The organism is Pseudomonas shiyinii (genome assembly GCF_056725765.1).
The window spans coordinates 3,801,287-3,828,185 of sequence record NZ_CM161522.1; the positions used below are offsets into that span (position 1 = coordinate 3,801,287).

Below are 26,899 nucleotides of genomic sequence, written 5' to 3' on the forward strand. Positions count from 1 at the left end.
AGGTTCCATGACATCGCTACCGCTACGTGCCGCCCTGGCGGCCGTCATCCTCGGCGCCGCGACTCACCTGGCGGCCAAGCCGCTGGTGGTATGCACCGAGGCCAGCCCGGAAGGCTTCGACATCGTCCAGTACACCACCGCGGTCACCGCCGATGCCGCGGCCGAGACGATCTTCAACCGCCTGGTCGACTTCAGGCCCGGCACCACCGAGATCCAGCCAGCCCTGGCCGAACGCTGGGACATCAGCCCGGACGGGCGGGTCTACACCTTCCACCTGCGCAAAGGCGTCAAGTTCCATACCACGCCCTACTTCACGCCGACCCGCGACTTCAACGCCGATGACGTGCTGTGGAGCCTCAACCGCCAGCTGGACCCGAACCACCCCTGGCACGACAAGACCAGCGTCGGCTTCCCCTACTTCGAGAGCATGGCCTTCAAGGACCTGCTCAAGTCGGTGGAAAAAACCGACGACCACACCGTGGTGATCACCCTGACCCGCCCGGAAGCGCCCTTCCTGCGCGACATGGCCATGGCCTTCACTTCGATCTACTCGGCCGAATACGGCGACCAGTTGCTCAAGGCCGGCAAGACCGGCGAGTTGAACAGCAAGCCGGTAGGTACCGGGCCGTTCATCTTCCAGCGTTATAACAAGGACGCCCAGGTTCGCTACAAGCCCAACCCGGACTACTTCCGTGGCAAGCCCCCAGCCGATGCCCTGATCTTCGCCATTGCCACAGACAGTAACGTCCGACTGCAGAAACTGCGCGCCAACGAATGCCAGATCGCCCTGTATCCCAAGCCTGACGACGTGCCGGCGATCAAGGCCGATCCGAAGCTCAAGGTCGCGGAGATCGAGGCACTGGTCACCGGCTACATCGCTATGAACACACAACACAAATACCTGAACGATGTTCGTGTGCGTAAAGCCATCAACATGGCCTTCGACCGCCAGCACCATATCGACCAACTGTTCGGCAAGGGCAACGCGACCGAGGCAGTCAATCCATACCCGCATACCATGCTGGGCAACAACGTGATGATCCAGAACCCGCCGCGCGACCTCGACAAAGCCCGAGCGCTGTTGAAGGAGGCCGGTGTACCGAAAGACACCGTGATGACCCTCTTCACCCGCAACGGCGGCGGGCCGACCAACCCCAATCCGCGGCTTTCCGCCGAAATGCTCCAGGCCGATCTGGCCCAGATCGGCATCAAACTCGATATTCGTGTCATGGAATGGGCCGAAATGCTGCGCCGTGCCAAGGCCGGTGAAGCCGACATGGTGTCCACCGGCTGGGCCAGCGACAACGGTGACCCAGACAACTTCCTCGGCCCGTTGCTCAGCTGTGAAGCCGCGAGGAACGGCGAAAACTACGCCCGCTGGTGTAACCAGAAGTTCCAGGATCTGATCACCCGCGCGCGCACCATCAGCAGCGACGATGAGCGTCGATGGGTCTATGCCGAAGCGATGACGGTGTACGATGAGGACCAACCGTGGATCAACATGGCCCACCCGAAGATGTTCACCGCCATGCGCGAGAACGTGGAGGGCTACGTGATCAACCCGCTGACCAACAACAACTTCGCCACCACCAAGGTGAAGTAGAACAACAACGACCGCCGGCGCCCCACGAGGGACCCGGCGGCACCGCCTGACCGGCTGATGAGGTACACCCGACGATGTTGAGTTTTATTGCCCGGCGCCTGGGCCTGCTGATTCCGACCTTCTTCGGCATCACCTTGCTGACCTTCGCGCTCATACGCCTGATCCCCGGCGACCCGGTGGAAGTGATGATGGGCGAACGCAGGGTCGACCCCGAGATGCACGCCCAGGCCATGGAGCGCCTGGGCCTGAACAAGCCACTGCCGGTCCAGTACCTGGACTACATCGGCAAGCTCGCCCAGGGTGACCTGGGCGAGTCGTTGCGCACCCGCGAGAGCGTGTGGAACGAATTCCTCACCCTGTTCCCCGCCACCCTGGAGCTGGCCTTCGCCGCCCTGCTGTTCGCCGGCATCGTCGGCCTGCTGGCCGGGGTGATCGCCGCGCTCAAGCGAGGTTCGCTGTTCGACCATGGGGTCATGGGTATTTCCCTGGCCGGCTATTCCATGCCGATCTTCTGGTGGGGCCTGATCCTGATCATGTTCTTCTCCGTGAGCCTGGGCTGGACGCCCGTCTCCGGGCGCATCGACCTGCTCTACGACATCGAGCCCAAGACCGGCTTCATGCTCATCGACACCCTGCTCAGCGAAGAGGAAGGCGCGTTCAAGGACGCGGTCATGCACCTGATCCTGCCGGCCATCGTTCTGGGTACCATCCCGCTGGCGGTGATCGCCCGCATGACCCGCTCCTCGATGCTCGAGGTGCTGCGCGAAGATTACATCCGTACCGCCCGGGCCAAGGGCCTGTCGCCTTCGCGCGTGGTGTTCATCCATGGCCTGCGCAATGCGCTGATCCCGGTGCTGACCGTGTTCGGCCTGCAGGTCGGCACCTTGCTCGCCGGTGCCGTGCTCACCGAGACCATCTTTTCCTGGCCGGGCATCGGCAAATGGCTGATCGAAGCCATCGGTGCCCGTGACTACCCCGTGGTCCAGAACGGCATCCTGTTGATCGCCTGCCTGGTGATCCTGGTCAACTTCGTCGTGGACATTCTCTACGGCCTGGCCAACCCACGCATCCGTCATCAGCGCTGAGGCCCAAGCCATGACTAGCTCGATTCCAAAATCCGTCACCCCGGCAAGCCCGGTGGACCAGAGCCTGCTCTACCCTTCCCCCTACAAGGAGTTCTGGCAGGCCTTCTCACGCAACAAGGGCGCCGTCGCGGGCCTGGCCTTCATGTGCCTGGTGGTGTTCTGCGCCGTGTTCGCCCCGTGGGTCGCGCCGCACAACCCGAGCGAGCAGTACCGCGACTTCCTGCTGACCCCGCCGGTCTGGCTCGAAGGCGGCACCTGGCAGTTCATCCTCGGCACCGACGAGCTGGGCCGCGACCTGCTCTCGCGGTTGATCCAGGGCGCACGGCTGTCGCTGCTGATCGGCCTGTCGTCGGTGGTGATGTCGCTGATCCCTGGCATCCTGCTGGGCCTGCTGGCCGGCTTCTTCCCGCAGATCCTCGGCCCGTCGATCATGCGCCTGATGGACGTGATGCTGGCCCTGCCCTCGCTGCTGCTGGCCGTCGCCATCGTCGCCATCCTCGGCCCTGGCCTGATCAACACCGTGATCGCCATCGCCATCGTCTCGCTGCCGTCCTACGTGCGTCTGACCCGCGCCGCGGTGATGGGCGAGCTGAACCGCGACTACGTCACCGCCGCGCGCCTGGCCGGCGCCGGCCTGCCACGCCTGATGTTCGTCACCGTGCTGCCCAACTGCATGGCACCGCTGATCGTCCAGGCCACCCTGAGCTTCTCTTCGGCGATCCTCGACGCCGCCGCCCTGGGCTTCCTGGGCCTTGGCGTCCAGCCGCCCACCCCCGAGTGGGGCACCATGCTGGCCTCGGCCCGCGACTACATCGAGCGCGCCTGGTGGGTGGTCAGCCTGCCGGGCCTGACCATCCTGCTCAGCGTGCTGGCGATCAACCTGATGGGCGACGGGCTGCGTGATGCGCTGGACCCGAAACTCAAGAACGCCGCCTGAGGAGAACGCCATGTCACTGTTGCAGATCAACAACCTGAACGTGCGCTTCGGCGACGCCAACGCCGTGCCCGTGGTGGACGGCCTGGACCTTACCGTGGAGGCCGGCGAGATTCTCGCCATCGTCGGCGAGTCCGGCTCCGGCAAGTCGGTCACCATGATGGCCCTGATGGGCCTGATCGACGCCCCCGGGCGTATCACCGCCGACGTGCTCAACTTCGACGGCACCGATATGCTCAAGCTCAGCGGCCGGCAACGTCGCAAAGTGGTGGGCAAGGACATCGCCATGGTCTTCCAGGACCCGATGACCGCCCTGAACCCCAGCTACACCGTGGGCTACCAGATCGAGGAAGTGCTGCGCCAGCACCTCGGGCTCAAGGGCAAGGCTGCCCGCCAGCGTGCCCTGGAGCTGCTCAAGAAGGTCGAGATCCCGGCCGCCGAAAGCCGCCTGGACGCCTACCCCCACCAGCTTTCCGGCGGCATGAGCCAGCGCGTGGCGATCGCCATGGCCATCGCCGGCGAACCCAAGCTGCTGATCGCCGACGAGCCGACCACCGCCCTGGACGTGACCATCCAGGCGCAGATCATGGAGCTGCTGGTGAACCTGCAGAAGGAGCGCAACATGGCGCTCATTCTCATCACCCACGACCTGGCCGTGGTCGCCGAGACCGCCAGGCGGGTCTGCGTGATGTACGCAGGGCAGGCGGTGGAAGTGGGCCAGGTACCGGAACTGTTCGACATCCCCGCCCACCCCTACAGCGAAGCCTTGCTGGCGGCCATCCCCGAGCACAGCATCGGCGCCGAACGCCTGGCCACCCTGCCCGGCATCGTCCCCGGTCGCTACGACCGGCCCAAAGGCTGCCTGCTGTCACCGCGCTGCCCCTACGTGCAGGAAAACTGCCGCCAGCAGCGTCCGCCCCTCGATCCCCAGGCGCACAGCCTGGTGCGTTGCTTCTATCCGCTGAACCAGGAGGTGGCGTGATGACCGTCGTCCTATCCGCCCGTGAACTGACCCGTCACTACGAAGTCTCCCGCGGCCTGTTCAAGGGCCATGCGCTGGTGCGCGCCCTCAATGGCGTGTCGTTCGAGCTGGAGGCCGGCAAGACGCTGGCCGTGGTCGGCGAGTCCGGCTGTGGCAAGTCGACCCTGGCCCGCGCGCTCACCCTGATCGAGGAGCCGTCCTCCGGCTCCCTGCAGATCGCTGGCACCGAAGTGAAGGGGGCCAGCAAGGCCGAGCGCAAGCAGCTGCGCCGGGACGTGCAGATGGTCTTCCAGAGCCCCTATGCCTCGCTCAACCCGCGCCAGAAGATCGGCGACCAGTTGGCCGAGCCACTGCTGATCAACACCGCCCTGGGCAAGGCCGAGCGCCGTGAGAAGGTGCAGAAGATGATGGAGCAGGTCGGCCTGCGTCCCGAGCACTACCAGCGCTACCCGCACATGTTCTCCGGCGGCCAGCGCCAGCGCATCGCCCTGGCCCGGGCGATGATGCTGCAGCCGAAAGTGCTGGTAGCCGACGAGCCGACCTCGGCCCTGGACGTGTCGATCCAGGCGCAGGTGCTGAACCTGTTCATGGACCTGCAGAAGGAGTTCAACACCGCCTACGTGTTCATCTCCCACAACCTCGCAGTGGTGCGCCATGTAGCCGACCAGGTGTTGGTGATGTACCTGGGCCGCCCCGCGGAGATGGGCCCGAAGGAGGACATCTACGAAAAGCCCCTGCACCCGTACACCCAGGCCTTGCTGTCGGCGACCCCGGCCATCCACCCGGACCCGCTCAAGCCGAAGATCCGCATCGCCGGTGAGCTGCCCAACCCGCTCAACCCACCGGATGGCTGCGCCTTCCACAAACGCTGCCCCTATGCCACCGAGCGCTGTGCCAAGGAAGTGCCGGCACTGCGCCAGGTGGGGACACGGCAGGTGGCATGCCATTATGCCGAGCAGTTCCTTTAACCCCTGGATAACTGGGGCTGCTTTGCAGCCCTTTCGCGGCGCAAGGCCGCTCCTACACCCGCGATAGCGCCGGCACCGGCAGCGCTGCCCTGGCCTTGTCACCCACGCCCGGCCAGGGCACTATCCCGCCATGACCCTCCCCGACACCCCCGAGCAAACGCCGCTCACCGCCGACACCGTGCTGCGCTACCACCTGTGCTGGAAGCACCGCGACCTCGACGGCGTCATGGCGCTCTACCACCCGGACATCCAGTACCACGACTTCTTCCAGAACCGCGTACTCGGCTTCGATGAGCTGCGCGACTATGTGCGCGCCAGCCTGCCCCATGCCGCCGGCGAGGACATCGTCCACAGCGACCGTATCCGCGTCGACGGCTGCACAGCTTTCATCCAGTACCAGGTCACGGTCCAGGGCGGCGACGGGCTGGTGGCGTTCCAGTCCAGCGAAGCGATCACCGTCAAGGACGGGCTGATCTGGCGCATCAACGAATACGCCACCCTGGTACGCGGCAACGCCAAGGGCGGCGACCGCAGCAGCCCACGACCGGCCACCAGCCGCCTTGGCCTGTCGCCCCGCCAGCTGTCTACCATGGCCCAGGACCTGGAGCATTACTTTCAGCGCCAGCGCCCCTATCTCGACCCGGAACTGGACCTGCAGCAGGTCGCCGAGGCCAGCGGCTACAGCCGCAACCAGATCTCCTACCTGCTCAACCAGGTGCTGGGGCAAAGCTTCTACCGCTACGTCAACCAGGCGCGCCTGCAGCACCTGCTGGCCAGCCTGGACGACAGCTGTACACACATGCCGGTCGATGACCTGGCCTTCGCCGCCGGCTTCAACTCGCTCTCGGCCTTCTACAAGTGCTTTCGCGAACACACAGGGCTGTCGCCCAAGGCTTATGTGAAGCAAATTTCCCTGCGTGCACGCACGTAGGACAGCCATCGCCTCGTCCCACTAGGATCGCCACAGACCTTTACGGATGTGGAGCCGCAGTACCATGCAACCCTGGCGTACGATCAGCCTCTGGATGGACCAGCTCGACGAGCCCTTGTGCACCCGCCCGGCCCTGGGCCAGGACCTGACGGTGGACGTTTGCATCATCGGTGCCGGCTACACCGGGCTGTGGACGGCCTACTACCTCAAGCGCCAGGCGCCGCACCTGAGCATCGCGGTGCTCGACGCCCATTTCGCAGGCTTCGGCGCCTCCGGACGCAACGGCGGGTGGTTGATGGGCAACCTGCTGGGCGAGGACCGGATGCTCGCCAGCCTGTCGCCGCAACAACGCCGCGCCAGCATCGAGCTGCTGCACGGTATTCCCGATGAAGTCCACGGCATCCTGCAACGCGAAGGCATCGACTGTGACTATCGCAAGGGCGGTGTGCTCTATTGCGCGGCCCGCTACCCCGAACAGGAGCGCAGCCAGCGCGCCTACCTGGACGATCTCTACCGCCAAGGCATGACCGAGGACGACTACCGCTGGCTGGGCCCCGAACAACTCGACGGCCAGTTGCGGGTGAGCAACGCCTATGGCGCGATCTACAGCCCACACACCGCGACCATCCAGCCAGCCAAGCTCGTCCGAGGCCTGGCCCGTACGGTGGAGAACCTCGGCGTTGCCCTCTACGAGAACACCCCCGCTATCGACTGGCGGCCCGGTGAGGTACGCACGCCACAGGCCACGATCCGCAGCCATTGGGTGGTGCCGGCGGTGGAAGGCTACGCCGCCAGCCTGCCCCCATTGGGCCGCCACCAGCTACCGGTACAAAGCCTGCTGGTGGCGACCGAACCGTTGCCGCAATCGACCTGGGCCCGGATCGGCCTGGCCCAGGGCCAGGCTTTCAGCGAAAGCAGCCGCCAGGTCACCTATGGCCAGCGCACCGCCGACGACCGCCTGGTGTTCGGTGCCCGTGGCGGCTACCGCTTCGGCGGGCGACTGCGGGAAGACTTCAGCCTCACCGATGCCGAGATCGCCCTGCGCCGCTACCTGTTCAGCGAGCTGTTCCCGCAGCTCAAGGACGTGCGCATCACCCACTCGTGGGGCGGCAACCTGGGCATGGCCCGACGCTTCCACCCGCACATGCTGTGCGACCGCCAGCGTGGCATCGCCCTGGCCGGCGGCTACGGCGGCGAAGGCGTCGGTGCCACCAACCTGGGCGGGCGTACCCTCGCGGCGTTGATCCTCGACCAGCACAACGCCCTCACCGCACAGCCCTGGGTGTACGACAACCGCCCGCTGTCGAGCCTGGCGACCTGGCCCCCCGAGCCGTGCCGCTGGCTGGGCTACAACGCGATCATCCAAAGCTTCGTGCACGAAGACCAGACCCTCGCCAACCCTGGCAGCGCCCCCTGGAGACGGCGCCTGGCCATCGCCCTTGCCGACTTCATGGAAGGCTTCATGCGCTGATTTCCCAAAACCGCCACACAGGATCCACGGTATGAGCATCACCCAGTTCAAACACACCGCCAGCGTCCCCCTGGCACACAGCAACCCTGTCGCCGCCCCGCTCGGTGAACCGGTCGCGGTCACCTCGGTGACCTGCGTCGAGCGCAACGATGGCGTCGAAACCGGGATCTGGGAGTGCACACCCGGACGCTGGCGTCGGCAGATCGTGCAGCAGGAGTTCTGCCATTTCATCAAAGGCCGCTGCACCTTCACCCCCGATGGGGGCGAGCCTTTGCACATCGAAGCTGGCGACGCCCTGATGCTACCGGCCAACAGCACCGGCACCTGGGACATCCAGGAGACGGTGCGCAAGACCTACGTACTGATTTTCTGATTCACCAATCGCCTGCCGCCCTTCGATAACAACAAACCAAGCAAGGTATACCGGACATGCGCACGCTTCTTCTCGCCCTCCTGATGCTCGCCGCCTGCGCGGCCAATGCCACCGACTCGGTGAAGATCTACAACTGGTCCAGCTACATCGCCCCCGATACGCTCAAGCAGTTCCAGCACGCCACCGGCATCGTCCCCACCTACGATGTGTTCGACAGCAACGAGACCCTCGACGGCAAGTTGATGACCGGTAATTCCGGCTACGACGTGGTGTTTCCCTCCAACCATTTCATGGCCCGGCAGATCCAGGGCAAGGCGCTGAAGAAGCTCGACAGAAGCCAGCTGCCCAACTGGCACAACCTCAACCCGGTGCTGCTCAAGGCCCTGGAAGTGAACGACCCGGGCAACCAGTACGGCTTCCCATACCTGTGGGGCAGCACCGGCATCGGCTACAACATCGACAAGGTCAAGGCCGTGCTTGGCGACAACGCGCCGATCGACTCCTGGGACCTGATCTTCAAGCCCGAGTACATTGCCAAGCTCAAAAGCTGCGGCGTCGCTGTGCTCGACAACGGCCCCGAACTGCTGCCGATCGCACTGCACTACCTGGGCCTGCCGCACCACAGCCGCAACCCGGCCGACTACGACAAAGCCAAGGCGCTGTTGATGCAGGTACGCCCCTACATCAGCTACTTCCATTCGTCCAAGTACACAGGCGACCTGGCCAATGGCGATGTGTGCGTGGTGGTGGGGTTCTCGGGGGATGTGCTGCAGGCGAAGAACCGTGCCGAAGAGGCACAGAACGGGGTGAAGGTGGGTTATTCGATACCTAAGGAAGGTGCACCGCTGTGGTTCGACATGGTGGCCATGCCGGCCGATGCCCCGGACGAGAAAGCCGGCTATGCCTACATGAACTACCTGCTGCAGCCAGAGGTGATGGCCGCGATCAGCGACCATGTGCAATATGCCAATGGCAACCTCAAGGCTGACGCCTTGGTGGCCCCGCAGCTCAAGGCCAACGGCATGATCTACCCCAGTGACGAGGTGCTGGGCAAGCTCTATGCCCTGGAGGCGATGCCGGCGAAGATCGACCGGATCAGGACGCGGATCTGGACCAGTATCAAAGCGGGGAATTGAATCAGAAGGGGCCGCTTTGCGGCCCATTCGCGGCACAAGGCCGCTCCTACAAGGGCATGCGGTCTCCTGTAGGAGCGGCCTTGTGCCGCGAATGGAGGGCAATGCCCTCCCCTGCAATCAATGATGCTCGCGAGTAGCGCGGAAGGTCACATCCGGCCAGCGCTCTTCCATCAGCGACAGGTTGACCCGGGTCGGGGCCAGGTAGGTCAGGTGACCGCCACCGTCGATGGCCAGGTTCTCCATGGCCTTGTTCTGGAATTCCTCGAGCTTCTTCTTGTCGTCGCAGCTGATCCAACGTGCCGACCAGACGGTGATCGGCTCGTAGGCACACTCGACCTTGTACTCTTCCTTCAGGCGGCTGGCGACCACATCGAACTGCAGCACACCGACCGCACCGAGGATGATGTCGTTGCTACGCTCGGGGAAGAACACCTGGGTCGCCCCCTCCTCGGCCAGCTGCTGCAGGCCCTGGCGCAGTTGCTTGGACTTGAGCGGGTCCTTCAGGCGCACGCGGCGGAACAGTTCCGGAGCGAAGTGCGGAATGCCGGTGAAGCCCAGCGCCTCGCCTTCGGTGAAGGTGTCACCGATCTGGATAGTGCCGTGGTTGTGCAGGCCGATGATATCGCCGGCATAGGCTTCCTCGAGCTGTTCACGCTCGGAGGAGAAGAAGGTCAAGGCGTCGCCGATGCGCAGGTCCTTGCCCAGGCGCACATGGCGCATCTTCATGCCCTTCTCGTACTTGCCCGAGCAGATGCGCATGAAGGCGATACGGTCGCGGTGCTTGGGGTCCATGTTCGCCTGGATCTTGAACACGAAGCCGGTGAATTTTTCTTCCACGGGCTCGACGGTCCGCTCGTGGGCGACGCGGCCCAGCGGGCGGGGCGCCCAGTCGACGACAGCATCGAGCACATGGTCGACACCGAAGTTGCCAAGCGCGGTACCGAAGAACACCGGGGTCAGCTGGCCGTTGATGAACTCTTCCTGGTTGAATTCATGGCAGGCGCCCTGCACCAGCTCCAGCTGCTCGACGAACGACTCGTACTGGTCGCCCAGGTGCGCGCGAGCTTCGTCGGAGTCGAGCTTCTGGATGATCTTGGCTTCGGTGCGCTCGTGGCCGTGGCCCGGGGTGTAGACCACGATGTAGTCGCCGGTCAGGTGGTACACGCCCTTGAAGTCACGGTAGCAACCGATCGGCCAAGTGATCGGCGCGGCCTTGATCTTCAGGACCGCCTCGATCTCATCGAGCAGTTCGATCGGGTCGCGGATGTCCCGGTCGAGTTTGTTGATGAAGCTGACGATGGGCGTGTCACGCAGGCGGCACACGTCCATCAGGGCGATGGTGCGCGGCTCTACGCCCTTACCGCCGTCGAGCACCATCAACGCCGAGTCCACCGCGGTCAGGGTGCGGTAGGTGTCTTCGGAGAAGTCCTCGTGGCCCGGGGTGTCGAGCAGGTTGATCATGTGTTCGCGATAGGGGAACTGCATCACCGAGGTGGTGATGGAGATGCCACGCTGCTTCTCCATTTCCATCCAGTCGGAGGTGGCGTGGCGGTCGGACTTGCGCGACTTCACGGTACCGGCAACGGCAATCGCCTTGCCCATCAGCAAGAGCTTCTCGGTGATGGTCGTCTTACCGGCGTCGGGGTGGGAAATGATTGCGAAAGTGCGGCGCTTCGCGACTTCGGCGGCCTGGTTGGTCATGGGAAATCGCCTGACTGGGGATCAAAAAGGGGCAGTATCATACCTGAAGTCGGGCCGCCGGCCAAAATCCGGCGAATGAGCGGCAGCCCTGGAAGGCACTGCTGGCCCAATCGCGGGACAAGCCCCCACAGGGATCGGTCAGGGGCCGTGCAGGCCTGCAGGAGCGGCCTTGTGCCGCGAAAGGGCCGCAAAGCGGCCCCGCTCGACATCAGAACCCTACACTGGCCTGCACATAGAACGTACGCGGCTCGCCCACATAGAGCCCGGCGTTGTTGTCGCTGGAGCGGGTGTAGTACTGCTTGTCGAAGAGGTTCTTCACCCCCGCGGCCACCTTGAGGTTCGACGCCTGTGGCCCGAAGTCATACCCACCCCGCACATGCCAGGTCACGTAGCCCGGAATGTCGCCATACTGCCCGTCGGCACTCGGCTCGGTGATGTAGTCGCCGTTGAAGCTGCCATCGGAATTGATCCCGGTCCCCGGCGCGCGCTGCTTCGATTGGGCATAGGCGTCGAGGTTCCAGGTCCAGCGGTTGATCTCGTAGCGCAGGCCTGCGGTGGCAACCTGGCGCGAGTAGAACGGCAAGTCGCGCCCCTTGAAGCCTGGGATCTCGCCCTCGTAGGTCGCACGGGTATAGGTGTAGCCGGCATTGGCCGACAGCCCTTGCAGGCGCGGGTCGAGGCCCGACAGGTCGTAGCGCACCGAAGCCTCGATGCCCTGGTGCTTGGTGGCGCCCAGGTTGGTCCAGCCCACGTCGTTGCTGATGTACTGCAGTTCGTCGTCGAAGTCGATGTAGAACGCCGTCAGCTCACCGGCCCAGTCGCCATTGTCATAGCGCGTACCGATCTCGTAGGTCTTGGCCTTTTCCGGCTCCAGGCCATTGGCCGTGCTGTTGCCGGTCCCGCCCTGGCCGAGCTGGAAGTACTGCAGGCTGCCGAAGGAGGTTTCGTAGTTGGCGAACAGCTTCCAGGCATCGGAGAGGTGGTACATCACGCTCAGCGCCGGCAGCGGCTCGTTGCTGGTGATGCTGCGCTTCTTCTCCGCCACCGGGCGTCCGTTGGCACCGATCACCGGGCGATCGCGCCAGTCGGTATTGATATGCTCGAAGCGGATGCCCGGCGTGATGGTCCAGTTGCCGACATCGATCTTGTCGTCGATGTAGTAGGCGCTGGCCTCGGTACCACCGCTGCGGTCCTGGAACACATGGCCGTCGGAGCCGGGTACCGGCGTCGGTACGTTGTCGACCAGCCCCAGGCGGGTCGACTGCTCGCGCATGGCTTCCTTCAGGTAGCGGTAGCCGACGCTGACTTCCTGGGTGGTGGGGCCGGCGAAGAAGATCCGCGACACCCGCGGCTCGATGGCGAAGGTGTGGTAGTTGCGCGGGTAGGTCGACAGGGTCTTCATGTCCCGCGAGGCGATGGCGCTGCCGCGGAAGCTGTCGGTGTAGTAGGTCAGCACCTCGAACTGGGTGGCATCGTCGATCTGGCGCAGCCACTTGAACGACACATCCTTGCGTCGACCGCTGAAATAGTCGTAGTCACGCAGCGACTGGAACGGGTCCTGGTCGAACTGGGCCTGGGTCAGCCCGCCGGGCATGTCGGCGCGGCCATCGTAGTAATGGAAGTTGAGCCAGAACTCGTCGCTGTCGGTAGGCGCCCAGTGGGTCTTGAGCATGACATCGTCGATATCGTTGTCATTGTTGCTGCTGCGGTAGCCGTCGCCATTGACGCCGGTGTACAGCAGCGCCACGCCCATGCCGTTGTCGGCGGTGCCGCCGACGAAGGCCGACTCGGTGTGCTTCCAACCGCCATGTTGGGAAGTTTCCAGGGTGGTGGACAATTCACCGGTGGCCTTCTCGGGGATCGCCCGGGTGACGAAGTTGATCACCCCGCCGACGTTCTGCGGGCCATAGCGCACAGAGCCTGCACCGCGTACCACGTCGATGCTGTCCAGGTTGCCCGAGGAAATCGGCGCCATGGATAGCTGCGGCTGGCCATAGGGCGCGAAGGCTGCGGGGATGCCGTCGATCAACACGGTCGAGCGTGGCGACAGGCGCGAGGTCAGGCCCCGCACACCGACGTTGAGCGACAGGTCGCTGCCGCCGGTGCCGTTGGAGTCCTGCACCTGCACGCCGGGGATGCCACGCAACACATCGCGCACGTTCATTGCGCCCTTCTCCACCATGGCCTCACGACGCACCACGGTGCGCGCGCCAGGGTGGTTCTGCACCACGCTCTGCTCGGCATCGCCCAGCCAGTCACCCACCACCTTGATATCGGTGGGCGCCAGCTCCAGGCTGCCGGTGGTGAGCGTACCGGCGGCCGGGGCCGGCTTGACCACCACGGTGTCCTGGGACATTTCATACGTCAGCCCGCTGCCCTGCAGCAATTGCTGCAGGGCCTGTTCCGGCGCCAACTCGCCCGACACCGCCGGGGCCTGCTTGCCCGCCACCAGTTCGGGGCTGAAGAATAGTTGCAAACGGGTTTGCTGGCCGAGCTGGCTCAAGGCCGAGGCCAACGGCTGGGCCTGGATCTGGATGGCCGCCGGAGCTTGTTCGGCGTATGCATTGGCAGTGGCGGCGCTGACCGCCAGGGCCAGGGCGAGAATGCGAAAACGCAGGAAGGGCTTGTTGTTGTTCACGTCGTCGAAAGATCCTGAAAACCGGAATAAACGCCAACCGCACGCAAATGGAAATGCTTGGCAGTTGCAGCTGGCGAGGAAGACGAACGAGCGGAAAAAAACCTGAATCTATTTCGAAATAATTTCGCTGGAGCCGTCAGGGTGGGCCTTGATCGCCACCGGCAGGATGCTTGGCAGGGCCCGCAACAAGGCGTCGGTGTCATCGATATTGAAGGTGCTGGAAAGCCTGAGCCCAGCCACCTTGCCCGGAGCAACGCGCAACGGCTGGGCCCGGTAGCGGGACACTTCGGCGACCACCTCGGCCAAGGTGGCATCGTCGAATACCAGCTTGCCCTGGCGCCAGGCGGTCAGGGCCGCAGCATTCACCGGATAGGGTTCGGCCACCTGCCCCTGCGCGCCGATGTGCGAGCCCAGGCCCGCCGTCAGTTGCGCCAACGAACCCGAAGCACCCTGCACCCGCACGGCACCCTGTTCGACCGCCACCCGGGTCTGGCCAGGGTCCAGGCGTACATCGAAGCGGGTACCGGTCACGGTGACCGTGCCCTGGGCGGTTTCGACCACGAATGGCCGCGTGCTGTCGTGGGCGACGTTGAACATCACCTCGCCAGCCTCGAGCACGACCTGACGCTGGGCCGCGCCGAAACGCACGCCCAGGCGGGTACCGCCATTGAGTTCGAGCCGCGAGCCATCCGGCAGCTCGAGCTGGCGGCGCTCGCCCAGTGCCGTCTGCAGGTCCTGCCGGTGATACTCACGCTGGTAGTGCCAGCGCCAGCCCAGCCCCAGGGCGGCAACGCCCACACTGGCCGCCAGGGCCTGTTGCAGAAAGCGCCGGCGCGGCAGCTGCCTGGCCGGGGCAGGCTCGCACAGCGCTCGCAATCGTGCGTGCGGAACCTGGCCTGCGGCCTGCCATAATCGGCCAAGCAGGTCGTATTCCTCGCGGTGACGCGGGTCGGCGTCGAGCCATTGCTGCAACTGCGCCTGCAGCCGGCTGTCTGTGGGCGCATCGTTGATGCGGGCGAACCATTCGGCGGCCTGTTCGCGCACGTCCTCGGCGCCGGGCTGTTTCATGCAAAGGGTCTCCTGACTCATCTGGTCGACACATCCAGGTGCTCACGCAGATGCCGGAGCGTGCGGATCATATACTTTTCGACCATGTTCTTGCTCAACCCCATGCGCTCGGCGATCTCGGCCTGGCTCAGCCCCTCGAGCTTCTGCCAGACGAATACCCGCCGGCAGTTGAGCGGCAGTTCGGCCAGGGCCCGCTCGACGCAGTCGGCCAACTCCAGGGCATGCACATAGGCTTCAGGGTCGCCATTGCCTGGGTGGCCGGCGTCGAGCATCCCTTCCTCCAAGGCTTGGCGCCGGTCATCACGACGGTAACCGTCCACTGCGATATTGCGAGCCGTCTGGTGCAGGTAGGCGCGCGGCTGCTCGACGGCCTGGTGTGGGTTTTCCAACACCCGCACGAAGGCATCATGGGCGAGGTCCTCGGCCTGGGGGCGACTGCGCAGCTTGCGCGTCCAGGTGCCGATCAGCTCGTGGTAGTGGTCGAGGAAGCCTTTGGGTCCAGACACAGTCGGGGGGTCATCAGGGAGGCGGAGAAGGCTGCGAATAGTAATGTTTCTCATCAAGCACAGCAAATCCGTCAGTCGGCAACAAAAAATTTATGCGTCGATACAGGCACCGACGTACCAGATGGATGTGGCCATAAATATGAACACCTCTGGCTTTTTCGCGGGTGAACCCGCTCCCACAGGGAACTTGAAAACCCTGTGAGATCGGGTTTACCCACGAACAGACGATCACCCTGCATTCCACAATTTTTTACGCCTTCCAACCCTTGGGGAACATCAGCCGGTCACATGAGTCGGTTATTCCATGAGCTGGTCGTCGATCCGCGGCCAACACGCCGGGATTGCCTGTTGATCTTGCTTTGTTCACGCCCTAAAGTGCGCGCCGAACGTCCATGCTGGAAACGATCCATCCGGCTCAAGTACTGACGACGAGACAGCAAGGTCACCCGCCGCTCCGCTTCACGGGCACGGTTGACCTTTTTGCTTTCGGCGACATGCCTTGGGAAGTAGGCGAACCAAAGTGGGGATACGGAGGACGTTCAGTTTGCTGCCACTTACCTTTTCAGTTTGCCCATGGAGTCCCTCAGCATGTCGATCCAGGTCGAAGACTATTTCGCGCGCGAAACCTTCCAGAAGATGAAGGCGTTCGCCGACAAGCAGGAAACCCCGTTCGTACTCATCGATACCCAGATCATCAGCCAGGCCTACGATGACCTGCGCGCCGGTTTCGAGTTCGCCAAGGTGTACTACGCCGTCAAGGCCAACCCGGCGGTCGAGATCATCGACTTGCTCAAGGACAAGGGCTCGAACTTCGACATCGCCTCGATCTACGAGCTGGACAAGGTGATGAACCAGGGTGTCAGCGCCGACCGCATCAGCTACGGCAACACCATCAAGAAGTCCAAGGACATCCGCTACTTCTACGAGAAGGGCGTGCGCCTGTACGCCACCGACTCCGAAGCGGATCTGCGCAACATCGCCAAGGCTGCCCCGGGCTCGAAGGTCTATGTCCGTATCCTGACCGAAGGCTCGACCACCGCCGACTGGCCGCTGTCGCGCAAGTTCGGTTGCCAGACCGACATGGCCATGGACCTGTTGATCCTCGCCCGCGACCTGGGCCTGGTGCCCTACGGCGTGTCGTTCCACGTGGGCTCCCAGCAGCGCGACATCAGCGTCTGGGACGCGGCCATCGCCAAGGTGAAGGTGATCTTCGAACGCCTTAAGGATGAAGATGGCATCGAGCTGAAGATGATCAACATGGGCGGCGGCTTCCCGGCCAACTACATCACCCGCACCAACAGCCTGGAAACCTACGCCGAGGAAATCATCCGCTTCCTCAAGGAAGACTTCGGCGACGACCTGCCGGAAATCATCCTCGAGCCAGGCCGCTCGCTGATCGCCAACGCCGGCATCCTGGTCAGCGAAGTGGTGCTGGTGGCGCGCAAGTCGCGCACCGCGGTGGAGCGCTGGGTCTATACCGACGTGGGCAAGTTCTCCGGCCTGATCGAAACCATGGACGAAGCCATCAAGTTCCCGATCTGGACCGAGAAGAAAGGCGAGATGGAAGAAGTGGTCATCGCCGGCCCCACCTGCGACAGTGCCGACATCATGTACGAGCACTACAAATACGGCCTGCCGCTGAACCTGGCCATCGGCGACCGCCTGTATTGGCTGTCGACCGGCGCCTACACCACCAGCTACAGCGCGGTGGAGTTCAACGGCTTCCCGCCGCTGAAGGCGTACTACCTGTAAAACAGAACGGGGCCGCAAAGCCTAAAGCCTGTCAGTTAAGGATGTGGGACGCTGCACGCCATCGCCGGCAAGCCGGCTCCCACAATACCGCGTCAGCCTCGAGAGCAGCGCTGTCCCTGTGGGAGCCGGCTTGCCGGCGATGGGCTGTGTAGCAGCCCCGAGTGCAGCCGATAAGGCTCAACTGACCGGCACTAGCCGCAAGGCCCCGTTTTTCATTGAGCCGCTTAACGGCGTCGGTATTGGTCGTAGCTCACGAACTCCGGCACGTTCGTTTCCTGGACATCCATTCTGAAGTACAGCGTGTTCGGCCTGCCGATCCCGACATAGTGTTCATCCCATGGCGCCCGGTTGGCCACGCTCATCATCGCCTGCCCGGGCATGGCCAGCGTGACATCTTCGTAGATGCGAACTTCAGGCATCTGCAGCTTCGCCCCCTCGACCCGCACCCGCCACAGGACTGGCTTGTCACTCTTTTGGTAGTACCCCACCGACTTGTTGAAGCTCAGGTCCCAGATAGTGCGATGGGCGCTATCGTCCCCGGACATCACGGTCCGCACCTGATATCCCGCGTCCTGCCCCTCGTAATACCCGAACCAGAAACGTTGCTGCTCTTTGACACAGCTGGGGGAGCCAATGGTCAGCCAGGCATTCTTGCGCTCCCCGGGAGTACCCTCGACCGAATCGAGTATGCCCAGATAGCCAGGCGTCACGGAGGTGAAGGTTGCGATGAAGGAGCGTTCTTGTATGAAGCGCATGGTCGTTTTCCTCAGTTGCCATGTAGGAGCGGCAACGATCCATGCTTCCCGGCAGCGGATTAAGCCTGAGCCGCTTCCCTGCATGGCAAGTGCGGCCGCAGAACAGATGGATGGCACCGCCCCTGTGGGAGCGGGCTTGTCCCGCGAATTGGCCGGCTGGTCAGGCTTCGCGCATCTCCAGCTCAGCGGCATAGGCTGCCGCATGCTCAGCCAGCAAAGGCCCGGCGCCAAGCAAGGTGGCCAACGCACTGCGTAAAAAGTTGTGATTGCCTTCGACACGCGCACGCTCCAGCCAAGGGCCGGCTTCATGCATCTGCCCTCGCTCGATGAGGACCATCGCCAGGCTGAACATGCCCCGGAAATCCCCCGCCTCGGCCGACCGGCGATACCAGCGAACCGCCCGTGCCGGGCTGGCTGCGGTGGCAATGCCCTGTTCCAGGTAGCGCCCATAAAGGTTCATCGACTTGGCATGCCCCAGCTGCGCGGCCTTCTCGTAACAGGCCAAAGCCTGGGCCTGGTCGGCCGGCACCCCGCGCCCGGTGGCCAGCAGGTTGCCCAGGTTGTAGAGGCCCCAGTCCAACCCGGCATCGGCTGCCCGGGCATAATGAATGGCCGCCTGCGCCAGGTTGCTCGCCCCACCCCAACCCTGTTCCAGGCATCGCCCCAGCATGTTGTGCGCCATGGCACTGCCGGCCTGGGCGGCGATACCAAACCATTGACGAGCCAGGGCAGGGTCACGTTCGATGCCCCGCCCATCGAGCAGGATCTGCCCCAACAACAATTGGGCCTGCACCACGCCCTGCCCTGCTGCCGCCAGGATCGCCTGGGCAGCCTTGCCGGGGCTGTCTTCGAGCATGGCCTGCAGGCTCGCGACATCCACCACTTCCTCACGGCGCAACGGGTAGGACACCGCTCAGACCTCGGCCCAACGACGCAGCAGGTTATGGTAGGTGCCGGTCAGCTGCAGCAGCGAGGGGTGGTCGGGCACGTCGGCGGTCAATTGCTGGATGGCGTTGTCCATCTCGAACAGCAGCGCCCGCTGGCTGTCCTCGCGCACCAGGCTCTGGGTCCAGAAGAACGCCGCATAGCGGGCCCCTCGGGTCACCGGGTTGACCTTGTGCAGGCTGGTACCGGGGTACAGCACCATGTCCCCGGCCGCCAGCTTGACCTGCTGCGTGCCGAAGGTGTCCTGGATCACCAGTTCACCGCCGTCGTAGCTGCCGGGGTCGCTGAGAAACAAGGTCGAGGACAGGTCGGTACGCACCCGCTCTGGGCTGCCCTTGGGCTGACGCAGAGCGTTGTCGATGTGGAAATCGAAATTGCCGCCTTCGCGGTAGCAATTGATCAGCGGCGGGAACACCTTGTGCGGCAAGGCCGCGGACATGAACCGCGGGTTGCGCCACAGGCGCTCGATCAGGGCACTGCCGATCTCCTTGGCCAGCGCATGCCCCTCGGGCAATTGCAGGTTGTGCTTGGCCTTGGCCGACTGGTAGCCCGCCGTGACCTTGCCGTCGGCCCAGTCGGCCTGCTCCAGCGCCTCGCGGATGCGAGACAGCTCGTCGGCGTCGAACAGACCGGGGATGTGAAGCAGCATGGCGGCGGCACCTGGCAGGAGGAAGTCGCCAATGATATTGATTACCTTTTACTCCCCACAAGCCCCACTCGCCGCTTCCGACGTTTCAGCTGCTTAAAACCGTAAAGAGAAATTGTAAAGATTGTAAATTCCTCACGAATGTTAACGGTTCTCAATTGTTAGTCACAATTGCTTACATTAAGATCCGCGCAGTTCATACCTTGGGGAAGGTTCATCAAAATGCGTCACGTGCCATCTGCTGTGAGTTCACCTCGTCTGCTTGCCTCTGCCATTGGCGTGGCGATCAGCGCTACTTCCGCCTATGCGGCAGACCCTGCTGCCAGCAATGCCATCACCCTGGACGCCACCAGCATCAACGGCAAGGCAGAACAGGCCAATACTGAGTACAAGGTCGACAAAGCCTCCTCGCAGAAGTACACCGCTCCGCTGGTGGACACTCCCCGCTCGATCACCGTGATTCCACAGCAAGTCATCAAGGACACCAATGCCCTGACCTTGCAAGATGCCCTGCGTACGGTCCCGGGCATCACCTTCGGCGCAGGTGAAGGCGGTAACCCCCAGGGCGACCGCCCATTTATTCGTGGTTTCGATGCCCAGGGTGACACCTACCTGGACGGTGTACGCGACACTGGTGCACAAACCCGCGAGATCTTTGCCATCGAATCGGTGGAAGTGGCCAAGGGCCCGAATTCGGCCATCGGCGGCCGTGGTGCTGCAGGCGGCACGATCAACCTGGTCAGCAAGCGCGCGCACCTGGGCAACTCGCTTGATGGCGCCTGGACCTGGGGCAGCGACCAGACCCAGCGCTACACCTTCGATGGCAACTACCAGTTCAGCGACACCGTCGCCGGTCGTCTCAACCTGATGACCCACGAAAGCAACGTCGCCGGCCGCGACAAGGTCAACTATGACCGCTGGGGTATCGCACCTTCGCTGGCCTTCGGCCTCGGCACACCGACCCGGTTGAACCTCGACTACTACCACCTGGAAAGCGACGACCTGCCGGATTCGGGCATCCCATACAGCATTCCACGCGCAGGCAGCAACGCACGCACATCGGCGCACCCAAGCAAGCCCACCGACGGCGGTGACAGCGATAATTTCTACGGCCTGACCGACCGCGACTTCCGCAAGACCCGCACTGATATCGCCACCATCGCCCTCGAGCACGACCTGACCGACTCGCTGACGATCAAGAACACCCTGCGCCATGGCAACAGCATGCAGGACTATGTCTTGACCCAGCCTGACGACAGCGTGGGCAACGTCAACAACAACGGTGTCTGGCGCCGCGCCAATACCCGGGTAGGCAATACCGCTACCACAACCAACCAGACCGACCTGTTCGGCGAGTTCTACGTCGGCGGCTTCAAGAACAGTTTCTCTACTGGTGTCGAGTTCACCAAGGAAGAATCCGACCGCCAGAGCTACACGGTTTCGCCGAACAGCAAGATCACCGACTGCACCGGGCCGAGCCATGGTGGCAGCTGCACATCGCTGAGCGATCCGAACCCGGACGATGCCTGGGACGGCACCGTCACGCGCAACTATGCAGGCACCAAGACCAGCAGCAAGACCCGTGCGATCTATGTGTTCGACACCCTGGAGCTGACACCCCAGTGGTTGCTGAACATGGGCCTGCGCTACGACCATTTCGACACCAAGTTCCGCGGCTACGACGCCTCCGGCGCCACCGTCGTGAACAAGGACGGCACCCTGAACAAAGGCCGTGACAAGAGTGAGTTCTTCACCGGTCAGCTGGGCCTGGTGTGGAAACCGGCCGACAACGGCAGCATCTATGTCTCCTACGCCACCTCCGCGACCCCGCCGGGCGCCATGCTGGGCGAAGGTACCGAAGCCAACCCGTTGCCAGGCACCCCAGACCGTGGCGGTAACATTTTGAGCAGTGACATGGAGCCGGAAGAGACCACCAACTACGAGATCGGCACCAAATGGGACCTGCTTGACGAGCGGCTGTCCCTGGCAGCAGCCCTGTTCCGGACCGAAAAGGAAAACGCCCGCGTCCAGGTCGACACCACCAGTTACGAGAACGTTGGCGAAACCCGCGTCGAGGGTATCGAGCTGTCGGCCAGCGGCAAGCTCACCGACAAGTGGCAAGTATTCGCCGGCTACACCTACATGGAAGCCCGACAGATCGATGGTGGTCCACGTGGCAAGGCCAATGATGGCAACCAGTTGCCAAACACCCCGAACAACAGCGCCAGCCTGTGGACCACCTACGCGGTTACGCCAAAGCTGACAATCGGTGGCGGTGCCTTCTATGTGGATGACGTGTACGGCAGCGTTGCCAACACCACCATGGTCGACAGCTACGTGCGCTACGACGCGATGGCGGCCTACAAGCTGACCAAGAACATCGACCTGCAACTGAACGTGCAGAACCTCACCAACGAGGTCTACTACGACAAGGCGTACTCCACCCACTTCGCCAACCAGGCAGCAGGTCGCACTGCCCTGCTGACTACCAGCGTCCACTTCTGAGGAAGCTGACCGAAAGCCCCGCCCATTCCGGTGTGCGGGGCTTTCGCGTACCAAGGCATAATGCACGCCGCGCCCTGCCCGGCGCCAAGACAAGGTGATCGATGTGGTGAAGAAGTCGCTGTTCCAATTGCACTGGTTCTTTGGCATCACCGCCGGCCTCGTGCTGGCGCTGATGGGCATCACCGGCGCGCTCTATTCGTTCCAGGACGAACTGCTGCGTGTGCTCAACCCGCACGCATTGAAGGTAGAGGTGCGCAAGGAAGGCGTGCTGCCACCGGCCGAGCTGGTACGCCGGGTCGAGGCGGCCCAGGGCGACAAGGTGGCGATGCTGTGGGTCGATACCCGCGACGGCAATGCCGCACGCATCTTCTTCACGCCCCCGCCAGGGGAGCGCCGCGGCGAGCTGCGCTATGCCGACCCATACACAGGTGAGCTCAAGGGCGAAGTGACCGGGCTGGGCTTTTTCAACCTGATGTTGCAGCTGCACCGTTTCCTGGCCATGGGTGACACCGGGCGGCAGATCACCGGCGCCTGTACCTTGATGCTGATCTTCTTCTGCCTCTCCGGCCTGTACCTGCGCTGGCCGCGCCAGGCTTTGAACTGGCGCACCTGGCTGACCTTCGACTGGGCCAAGAAAGGCCGCGCCTTCAATTGGGACCTGCACGCGGTGGCAGGCACCTGGTGCTTGCTGTTCTACCTGCTGTTCGCCCTCACCGGCCTGTTCTGGTCCTACGAGTGGTACCGCGAGGGCCTGAACAAGCTGCTGGCCGATGCGCCGGCCGCCGGGCAACAGCAAAAACGTGGCGAAGGCCGCGGGCGTCACGGCCCACCAAAGGTGGACAAGAACGCTCCGCCATTGGTGGTCGACTACGACGCGATCTGGGCCAACCTCAAGGACGCCGCAGGCCCCGGCCTGGCCATGTACAATCTGCGCCTGCCCCCGGCGGGCGGCCAGCCGGCCAATCTGTTCTACCTGCTGGAGAATGCCGACCACCCGCGTGCGTTCAACACGCTGGTGCTGGACCCGGCCACCGGCCAGGTGAAGCGCCACGACCGCTACACCGACAAATCCTTCAAGGCCCAGCTGCTGCAGAGTGTCTATGCCCTGCATGTCGGCGAATACTTCGGCCTGCCAGGGCGCATCATCGCCACCCTTGCCAGCCTCACCATGCCGCTGTTCTTCGTCACCGGCTGGCTGTTGTACCTCGACCGTCGCCGCAAGAAACGCCAGGTCCTGGCCGCCCGCGGCAGCGTCACGCCCACTGCCACGACCACTGACAGCTGGCTGATCGGCTTCGCCAGCCAAAGCGGTTTCGCCGAGCAGCTGGCCTGGCAGAGCGCCGGGCAACTGCAGGCGGCCGGCCTGCCGGTGCAAGTGCGCCCGCTGGCCGAGCTGGGCGAGGCCGAGCTGCGCCAGGCCAGGCGAGCATTGTTCGTGGTCAGCACCTTCGGCGACGGCGAAGCGCCCGACAGTGCGCGCGCCTTCGAGCGCAAGGCCCTGGGCCAGCCGTGGGCGCTGGACAACCTCAGCTATGCGGTACTCGCCCTGGGCGACCGCCAGTATCCGCACTTCTGCGGCTTCGGCCGCAGGCTCCAGGCCTGGCTGGCCGAACGCGGCGCCACCCGCGCCTTCAGCCCGGTGGAAGTGGACAACGCCGATCAAGGCGCACTGCAACAATGGCAGCGGGAGCTGGCACAACTGACCGGCGCCCAGCCGATCGATGCCTGGCAACCGCCGAGCTTCAGCAACTGGACCCTGCACCACCGAACGTTGCTCAACCCTGGCAGCCAGGGCGCGCCGGTCTACCTGCTCGGCCTGCAACCACAGGCACCTCAGCCCTGGGAAGCCGGCGACCTGGTGGAAGTGCTGCCACGCAATGGCCAGCCCCGCGTTGACGCCCTGCTCGCCGGCCTGGGCCTGGATGCCGCTACCCCCGTCCAGCTCGACGGCCTGACCGAACCCCTCGGGCAGGCCCTGGCCAGCCGGCAATTGCCCAGAAGCCGCGAACACCTGGTAGGCCTGCATGCCCAGGCCTTGGTCGATGCCCTGATCCCTATCACGGCCCGGGAATACTCCATTGCCTCGATTGCCAGCGACGGTGTGCTGGAACTGATCGTACGCCAGGAACTGCACCCTGACGGCACCTTGGGCCTGGGTTCGGGGTGGCTGACCGAATACCTGCCTGTGCATGGCAACGTCAGCGCGCGCCTACGGCGCAACAGCGGCTTCCGCCTGCCTGATGCGCCAGCGCCGATGATCCTGATCGGCAACGGCACGGGCCTGGCCGGCCTGCGCAGCTTGCTCAAGGCACGCATCGCCGAGGGCGAACAACGCAACTGGCTGCTGTTCGGCGAGCGCAACCGGGCCTACGACCTGTTGTGCGGTGACCAGCTGCAAGCGTGGCTGGCCAAGGGTGACCTGCAGCGGCTGGACCTGGCGTTCTCGCGGGACCAGGCGCAGAAGGTCTATGTGCAGGATGTATTGCTGCAGCAGGCCGAGACGCTCAAGCGCTGGGTCGCCGACGGGGCATGCATCCATGTATGCGGCAGCTTGAAGGGCATGGCGGCCGGTGTGGACGCGGCGCTCAACGGCATTCTCGGGAGCGAAGTGGTACAGCAGCTGATCGAGGATGGGCGGTATCGGCGCGATGTGTATTGATGTAGGCCGTACTGGCCCTGTCGCGGGACAAGCCCGCTCCTACAGGTACAGCGCAGTCCATGGCGGCACCGCGATACCTGTAGGAGCGGGCTTGTCCCGCGACAGGGCCGGTATTGTCGGTCAATGCAACTCGAAGGTATCGGCATCCAGGTTGGCCGGGAACCGCGCCCGGTAGGCGGCCAGCTCCGCCGCTCGCAACACCACGGTGAACACCCCGTCGGCCTCGCCCGCACTGAGCAGGCTCTCACCTTGGAAGTCCAGCACCTGGCTGTCGCCCGAATAGGCAAAGCCCTTGCCGTCGGTGCCCACCCGGTTCACCGCCGCCACGAAGCACAGGTTCTCGATGCCCCGCGCCGGCAACAGCCGGTTCCAGTGCTGACGACGCGCGGCCGGCCAGTTGGCGGTATACAGCAGCAAGTCGGTATCCTGGGCGTCGCGGCTCCATACCGGGAAGCGCAGGTCGTAGCAGATCAACGGGCGCACCCGCCAGCCCTTGAGCTCGAACTGCACTTGGCGCTCGCCCGGGGTGTAGTGTTTGTGCTCGCCGGCCATGCGGAACAGGTGGCGCTTGTCGTAGTGCAGGATCTCACCATCGGGCCGGGCCCAGAGCAGGCGGTTGCGGTGGCTGCCATCGGCCGCCTGGATGATCACACTCCCGGTGATCACGGTATCGTGCTTCTTGGCCTGGGCCTTGAGCCATTTATAGGTCGGCCCGTTCTCCGGCTCGGCGAGACGCTCGGACTCCATGGAAAAGCCGGTGGTGAACATTTCAGGGAGGATCACCAGGTCCGCATCGCCGGCCTGCGCCAGCAGTTCCTCGAAGTGGGCATAGTTGGCCTCGCGGTCGTGCCAGGCCAAGGTCGTCTGCACCAGGGCGATTTTCAGGTTGGGCAGTGCACTCAGATCGCGCATAGTCTTTCCGCTGCCTGACGCAGCGTCTCCTCGCGTTTGGCAAAGCACAGGCGTACCAGGCGTTGCTCGGGAATGGGTTGCTGGTAGAACACCGAGACCGGAATGGCGGCTACGCCATGCTCACGGGTCAGCCACAGGGACATCTCGACGTCGCCCAGGTCCGGGCGAATCTGCGAATAGTCCACCAATTGGAAATAGGTGCCCGGCGTGCGGGTGAAATTGAAACGCGAGCCCTGCAACAAATCGCAGAACAGGTCGCGCTTGGCTTGGTAGAAGCCTGGCAGTTCGTCGATGTGCGCCGGGTGCTCGGCCATGAAGTCGGCCAGGGCGCACTGCAAAGGCGTCACACCACAGAAGTTGACGTACTGGTGGACCTTGCGCAGCTCGGCGCTCAACGCCGGAGGCGCCACCACGTAGCCGGTCTTCCAGCCGGTGACATGGTAGGTCTTGCCGAACGAGCTGATCACGAACGCCCGCGAGTACAGCTGCTCATGGGCCAGCACGCTGGCATGGCGCACCCCGTCGTAGACCAGGTGCTCATACACCTCATCGCTGACCAGGTAGATATCCCGGCCTTCGATCAGCCGCGCCAGCTGGTCCAGGTCCTCGCGGCTGATCAGCGCGCCGCTGGGGTTGTGCGGCGAGTTGAGGATGACCATGCGGGTGCGCGGGGTCAGGGCATCGCTGAATTTCTGCCAGTCGATACGAAAATCGCCGTCGGTGAGCTGCACATGCACGCAGCGGCCACCGGCCAGCTCCACGGACGGCTCGTAGCTGTCATAGGACGGGTCGAAGACGATCACCTCGTCATCGGCCTGGATCACCGCCTGGATGGCGCAGAAGATCGCCTCGGTGGCCCCCGGGGTGATGGTCACTTCCTGGTCGGCATCGACCTTGGCGCCATAGAGCCGGGCGATCTTGGCCGCCACCTGCTGGCGCAACGCCGGCAGGCCGGTCATCGGCGAATACTGGTTGTGCCCTGCCAGCACATGGCGGCAGACGGCATCGAGCAACGCCTGGGGCGCGTCGAAGTCGGGGAAGCCCTGGGAGAGGTTGAGCGCACCGGTCTGCACGGCCAACTGCGACATGGTGGTGAAGATGGTCGTGCCGACGTTCGGCAATTTGCTGCGGATCATGACGCCCTCTTTCCTGGACACTGCATTCGGCACGGGGTAGAGGCCGAGCATAGCGGATCGGGCGGTCAGGAAAAAGGTTGAAACAAGATGGGCGGCTACGTAGCCCAATCGCGGGACAAGCCCGCTCCCACAGACTTACCGCGGCCTTCAGCGCAACGGTGAACCTATGGGAGCGGGCTTGTCCCGCGATTGG

The 26,899-nt window shown here is 64.0% G+C and carries 21 protein-coding genes; 12 read left to right on the forward strand and 9 right to left on the reverse strand.

Annotation, left to right across the window (positions count from 1 at the left end):
* Window positions 1-7 precede the first annotated feature (7 nt).
* The 9 genes from ACXHGZ_RS17125 (at window position 8) to ACXHGZ_RS17165 (ending at window position 9,483) form a co-directional block, all read left to right on the forward strand.
* Window positions 8-1,603, forward strand: a complete 1,596-nt coding sequence (locus tag ACXHGZ_RS17125; RefSeq protein WP_480460674.1) for an ABC transporter substrate-binding protein — start codon at window positions 8-10, stop codon at window positions 1,601-1,603.
* 74 nt (window positions 1,604-1,677) lie between these two features.
* On the forward strand, window positions 1,678-2,688 hold the full coding sequence (locus ACXHGZ_RS17130) for an ABC transporter permease subunit (RefSeq protein ID WP_196143628.1): 1,011 nt from the start codon (window positions 1,678-1,680) through the stop codon (window positions 2,686-2,688).
* Window positions 2,689-2,698: 10 nt separating this feature from the next.
* Window positions 2,699-3,625 (forward strand): ABC transporter permease subunit, encoded by a 927-nt coding sequence (locus ACXHGZ_RS17135; protein ID WP_084854567.1) that lies wholly within the window; start codon window positions 2,699-2,701, stop codon window positions 3,623-3,625.
* Between the two features lie 10 nt (window positions 3,626-3,635).
* Window positions 3,636-4,604: an ABC transporter ATP-binding protein gene (locus tag ACXHGZ_RS17140; protein ID WP_084854568.1), complete on the forward strand. Its 969-nt coding sequence runs from the start codon at window positions 3,636-3,638 to the stop codon at window positions 4,602-4,604.
* On the forward strand, window positions 4,604-5,572 hold the full coding sequence (locus ACXHGZ_RS17145; RefSeq protein ID WP_480460675.1) for a peptide ABC transporter ATP-binding protein: 969 nt from the start codon (window positions 4,604-4,606) through the stop codon (window positions 5,570-5,572). The genes ACXHGZ_RS17140 and ACXHGZ_RS17145 overlap by 1 nt, the downstream gene beginning before the upstream one ends.
* Before the next feature lie 130 nt (window positions 5,573-5,702).
* Window positions 5,703-6,503: an AraC family transcriptional regulator gene (locus ACXHGZ_RS17150; RefSeq protein ID WP_480460676.1), complete on the forward strand. Its 801-nt coding sequence runs from the start codon at window positions 5,703-5,705 to the stop codon at window positions 6,501-6,503.
* A 64-nt stretch (window positions 6,504-6,567) separates the two neighbouring features.
* Window positions 6,568-7,974 (forward strand): NAD(P)/FAD-dependent oxidoreductase, encoded by a 1,407-nt coding sequence (locus ACXHGZ_RS17155; protein ID WP_480460677.1) that lies wholly within the window; start codon window positions 6,568-6,570, stop codon window positions 7,972-7,974.
* A gap of 31 nt (window positions 7,975-8,005) precedes the next feature.
* Window positions 8,006-8,347: a cupin domain-containing protein gene (locus tag ACXHGZ_RS17160; RefSeq protein WP_480460678.1), complete on the forward strand. Its 342-nt coding sequence runs from the start codon at window positions 8,006-8,008 to the stop codon at window positions 8,345-8,347.
* A gap of 56 nt (window positions 8,348-8,403) precedes the next feature.
* The gene (locus ACXHGZ_RS17165; RefSeq protein WP_480460679.1) at window positions 8,404-9,483 is read left to right on the forward strand and encodes a polyamine ABC transporter substrate-binding protein; all 1,080 of its coding nucleotides are present in this window, start codon (window positions 8,404-8,406) and stop codon (window positions 9,481-9,483) included.
* Window positions 9,484-9,600: 117 nt separating this feature from the next.
* Here the strand turns inward: ACXHGZ_RS17165 and ACXHGZ_RS17170 are convergent, their stop codons facing one another.
* From ACXHGZ_RS17170 to ACXHGZ_RS17185, 4 genes are all read right to left on the reverse strand, one after another.
* Window positions 9,601-11,184, reverse strand: a complete 1,584-nt coding sequence (locus ACXHGZ_RS17170; RefSeq protein WP_084854574.1) for a peptide chain release factor 3 — start codon at window positions 11,182-11,184, stop codon at window positions 9,601-9,603.
* Window positions 11,185-11,392: 208 nt separating this feature from the next.
* A complete protein-coding gene (locus ACXHGZ_RS17175) occupies window positions 11,393-13,822 on the reverse strand; it encodes a TonB-dependent siderophore receptor (RefSeq protein ID WP_480460680.1) in 2,430 nt (809 codons plus the stop codon).
* 108 nt (window positions 13,823-13,930) lie between these two features.
* Entirely contained in the window at window positions 13,931-14,890 is a 960-nt protein-coding gene (locus ACXHGZ_RS17180; RefSeq protein ID WP_480460681.1) for a FecR family protein, read from the reverse strand.
* A 17-nt stretch (window positions 14,891-14,907) separates the two neighbouring features.
* Window positions 14,908-15,450, reverse strand: coding sequence for an RNA polymerase sigma factor (locus ACXHGZ_RS17185; protein WP_416768181.1), 543 nt, complete (start codon window positions 15,448-15,450; stop codon window positions 14,908-14,910).
* Between the two features lie 534 nt (window positions 15,451-15,984).
* Between ACXHGZ_RS17185 and ACXHGZ_RS17190 the strand changes: the two genes are divergently transcribed.
* Window positions 15,985-17,148 (forward strand): type III PLP-dependent enzyme, encoded by a 1,164-nt coding sequence (locus tag ACXHGZ_RS17190; RefSeq protein WP_084854583.1) that lies wholly within the window; start codon window positions 15,985-15,987, stop codon window positions 17,146-17,148.
* A 224-nt stretch (window positions 17,149-17,372) separates the two neighbouring features.
* Here ACXHGZ_RS17190 and ACXHGZ_RS17195 read toward each other — a convergent pair whose 3' ends face one another.
* From ACXHGZ_RS17195 to ACXHGZ_RS17205, 3 genes are all read right to left on the reverse strand, one after another.
* Window positions 17,373-17,903, reverse strand: a complete 531-nt coding sequence (locus tag ACXHGZ_RS17195; RefSeq protein WP_480460682.1) for a hypothetical protein — start codon at window positions 17,901-17,903, stop codon at window positions 17,373-17,375.
* Window positions 17,904-18,063: 160 nt separating this feature from the next.
* Window positions 18,064-18,813, reverse strand: coding sequence for a tetratricopeptide repeat protein (locus ACXHGZ_RS17200; protein ID WP_480460683.1), 750 nt, complete (start codon window positions 18,811-18,813; stop codon window positions 18,064-18,066).
* Between the two features lie 3 nt (window positions 18,814-18,816).
* Window positions 18,817-19,497 (reverse strand): Fe2+-dependent dioxygenase, encoded by a 681-nt coding sequence (locus ACXHGZ_RS17205; RefSeq protein ID WP_084854586.1) that lies wholly within the window; start codon window positions 19,495-19,497, stop codon window positions 18,817-18,819.
* A 219-nt stretch (window positions 19,498-19,716) separates the two neighbouring features.
* Between ACXHGZ_RS17205 and ACXHGZ_RS17210 the strand changes: the two genes are divergently transcribed.
* Entirely contained in the window at window positions 19,717-21,999 is a 2,283-nt protein-coding gene (locus tag ACXHGZ_RS17210) for a TonB-dependent receptor (RefSeq protein ID WP_480460684.1), read from the forward strand.
* A gap of 103 nt (window positions 22,000-22,102) precedes the next feature.
* Entirely contained in the window at window positions 22,103-24,658 is a 2,556-nt protein-coding gene (locus ACXHGZ_RS17215) for a PepSY domain-containing protein (RefSeq protein WP_480460685.1), read from the forward strand.
* A gap of 120 nt (window positions 24,659-24,778) precedes the next feature.
* Here ACXHGZ_RS17215 and ACXHGZ_RS17220 read toward each other — a convergent pair whose 3' ends face one another.
* Both ACXHGZ_RS17220 and ACXHGZ_RS17225 read right to left on the reverse strand, forming a co-directional pair.
* Window positions 24,779-25,570 (reverse strand): amidohydrolase, encoded by a 792-nt coding sequence (locus tag ACXHGZ_RS17220; RefSeq protein ID WP_084854589.1) that lies wholly within the window; start codon window positions 25,568-25,570, stop codon window positions 24,779-24,781.
* Window positions 25,558-26,706: a pyridoxal phosphate-dependent aminotransferase gene (locus ACXHGZ_RS17225; RefSeq protein WP_480460686.1), complete on the reverse strand. Its 1,149-nt coding sequence runs from the start codon at window positions 26,704-26,706 to the stop codon at window positions 25,558-25,560. Before ACXHGZ_RS17225 ends, ACXHGZ_RS17220 begins: the two co-directional genes overlap by 13 nt.
* Window positions 26,707-26,899 lie beyond the last annotated feature (193 nt).

What these genes read in the sequence shown, in the direction of transcription:
- ACXHGZ_RS17125 (WP_480460674.1), top strand. Translation starts at nt 8, where the DNA reads ATGACATCGCTACCGCTACGTGCCGCCCTGGCGGCCGTCATCCTCGGC.
- ACXHGZ_RS17130 (WP_196143628.1), top strand. Translation starts at nt 1,678, where the DNA reads ATGTTGAGTTTTATTGCCCGGCGCCTGGGCCTGCTGATTCCGACCTTC.
- ACXHGZ_RS17135 (WP_084854567.1), top strand. Translation starts at nt 2,699, where the DNA reads ATGACTAGCTCGATTCCAAAATCCGTCACCCCGGCAAGCCCGGTGGAC.
- ACXHGZ_RS17140 (WP_084854568.1), top strand. Translation starts at nt 3,636, where the DNA reads ATGTCACTGTTGCAGATCAACAACCTGAACGTGCGCTTCGGCGACGCC.
- ACXHGZ_RS17145 (WP_480460675.1), top strand. Translation starts at nt 4,604, where the DNA reads ATGACCGTCGTCCTATCCGCCCGTGAACTGACCCGTCACTACGAAGTC.
- ACXHGZ_RS17150 (WP_480460676.1), top strand. Translation starts at nt 5,703, where the DNA reads ATGACCCTCCCCGACACCCCCGAGCAAACGCCGCTCACCGCCGACACC.
- ACXHGZ_RS17155 (WP_480460677.1), top strand. Translation starts at nt 6,568, where the DNA reads ATGCAACCCTGGCGTACGATCAGCCTCTGGATGGACCAGCTCGACGAG.
- ACXHGZ_RS17160 (WP_480460678.1), top strand. Translation starts at nt 8,006, where the DNA reads ATGAGCATCACCCAGTTCAAACACACCGCCAGCGTCCCCCTGGCACAC.
- ACXHGZ_RS17165 (WP_480460679.1), top strand. Translation starts at nt 8,404, where the DNA reads ATGCGCACGCTTCTTCTCGCCCTCCTGATGCTCGCCGCCTGCGCGGCC.
- ACXHGZ_RS17170 (WP_084854574.1), bottom strand. Translation starts at nt 11,184, where the DNA reads ATGACCAACCAGGCCGCCGAAGTCGCGAAGCGCCGCACTTTCGCAATC.
- ACXHGZ_RS17180 (WP_480460681.1), bottom strand. Translation starts at nt 14,890, where the DNA reads ATGAAACAGCCCGGCGCCGAGGACGTGCGCGAACAGGCCGCCGAATGG.
- ACXHGZ_RS17185 (WP_416768181.1), bottom strand. Translation starts at nt 15,450, where the DNA reads ATGAGAAACATTACTATTCGCAGCCTTCTCCGCCTCCCTGATGACCCC.
- ACXHGZ_RS17190 (WP_084854583.1), top strand. Translation starts at nt 15,985, where the DNA reads ATGTCGATCCAGGTCGAAGACTATTTCGCGCGCGAAACCTTCCAGAAG.
- ACXHGZ_RS17195 (WP_480460682.1), bottom strand. Translation starts at nt 17,903, where the DNA reads ATGCGCTTCATACAAGAACGCTCCTTCATCGCAACCTTCACCTCCGTG.
- ACXHGZ_RS17205 (WP_084854586.1), bottom strand. Translation starts at nt 19,497, where the DNA reads ATGCTGCTTCACATCCCCGGTCTGTTCGACGCCGACGAGCTGTCTCGC.
- ACXHGZ_RS17210 (WP_480460684.1), top strand. Translation starts at nt 19,717, where the DNA reads ATGCGTCACGTGCCATCTGCTGTGAGTTCACCTCGTCTGCTTGCCTCT.
- ACXHGZ_RS17220 (WP_084854589.1), bottom strand. Translation starts at nt 25,570, where the DNA reads ATGCGCGATCTGAGTGCACTGCCCAACCTGAAAATCGCCCTGGTGCAG.
- ACXHGZ_RS17225 (WP_480460686.1), bottom strand. Translation starts at nt 26,706, where the DNA reads ATGATCCGCAGCAAATTGCCGAACGTCGGCACGACCATCTTCACCACC.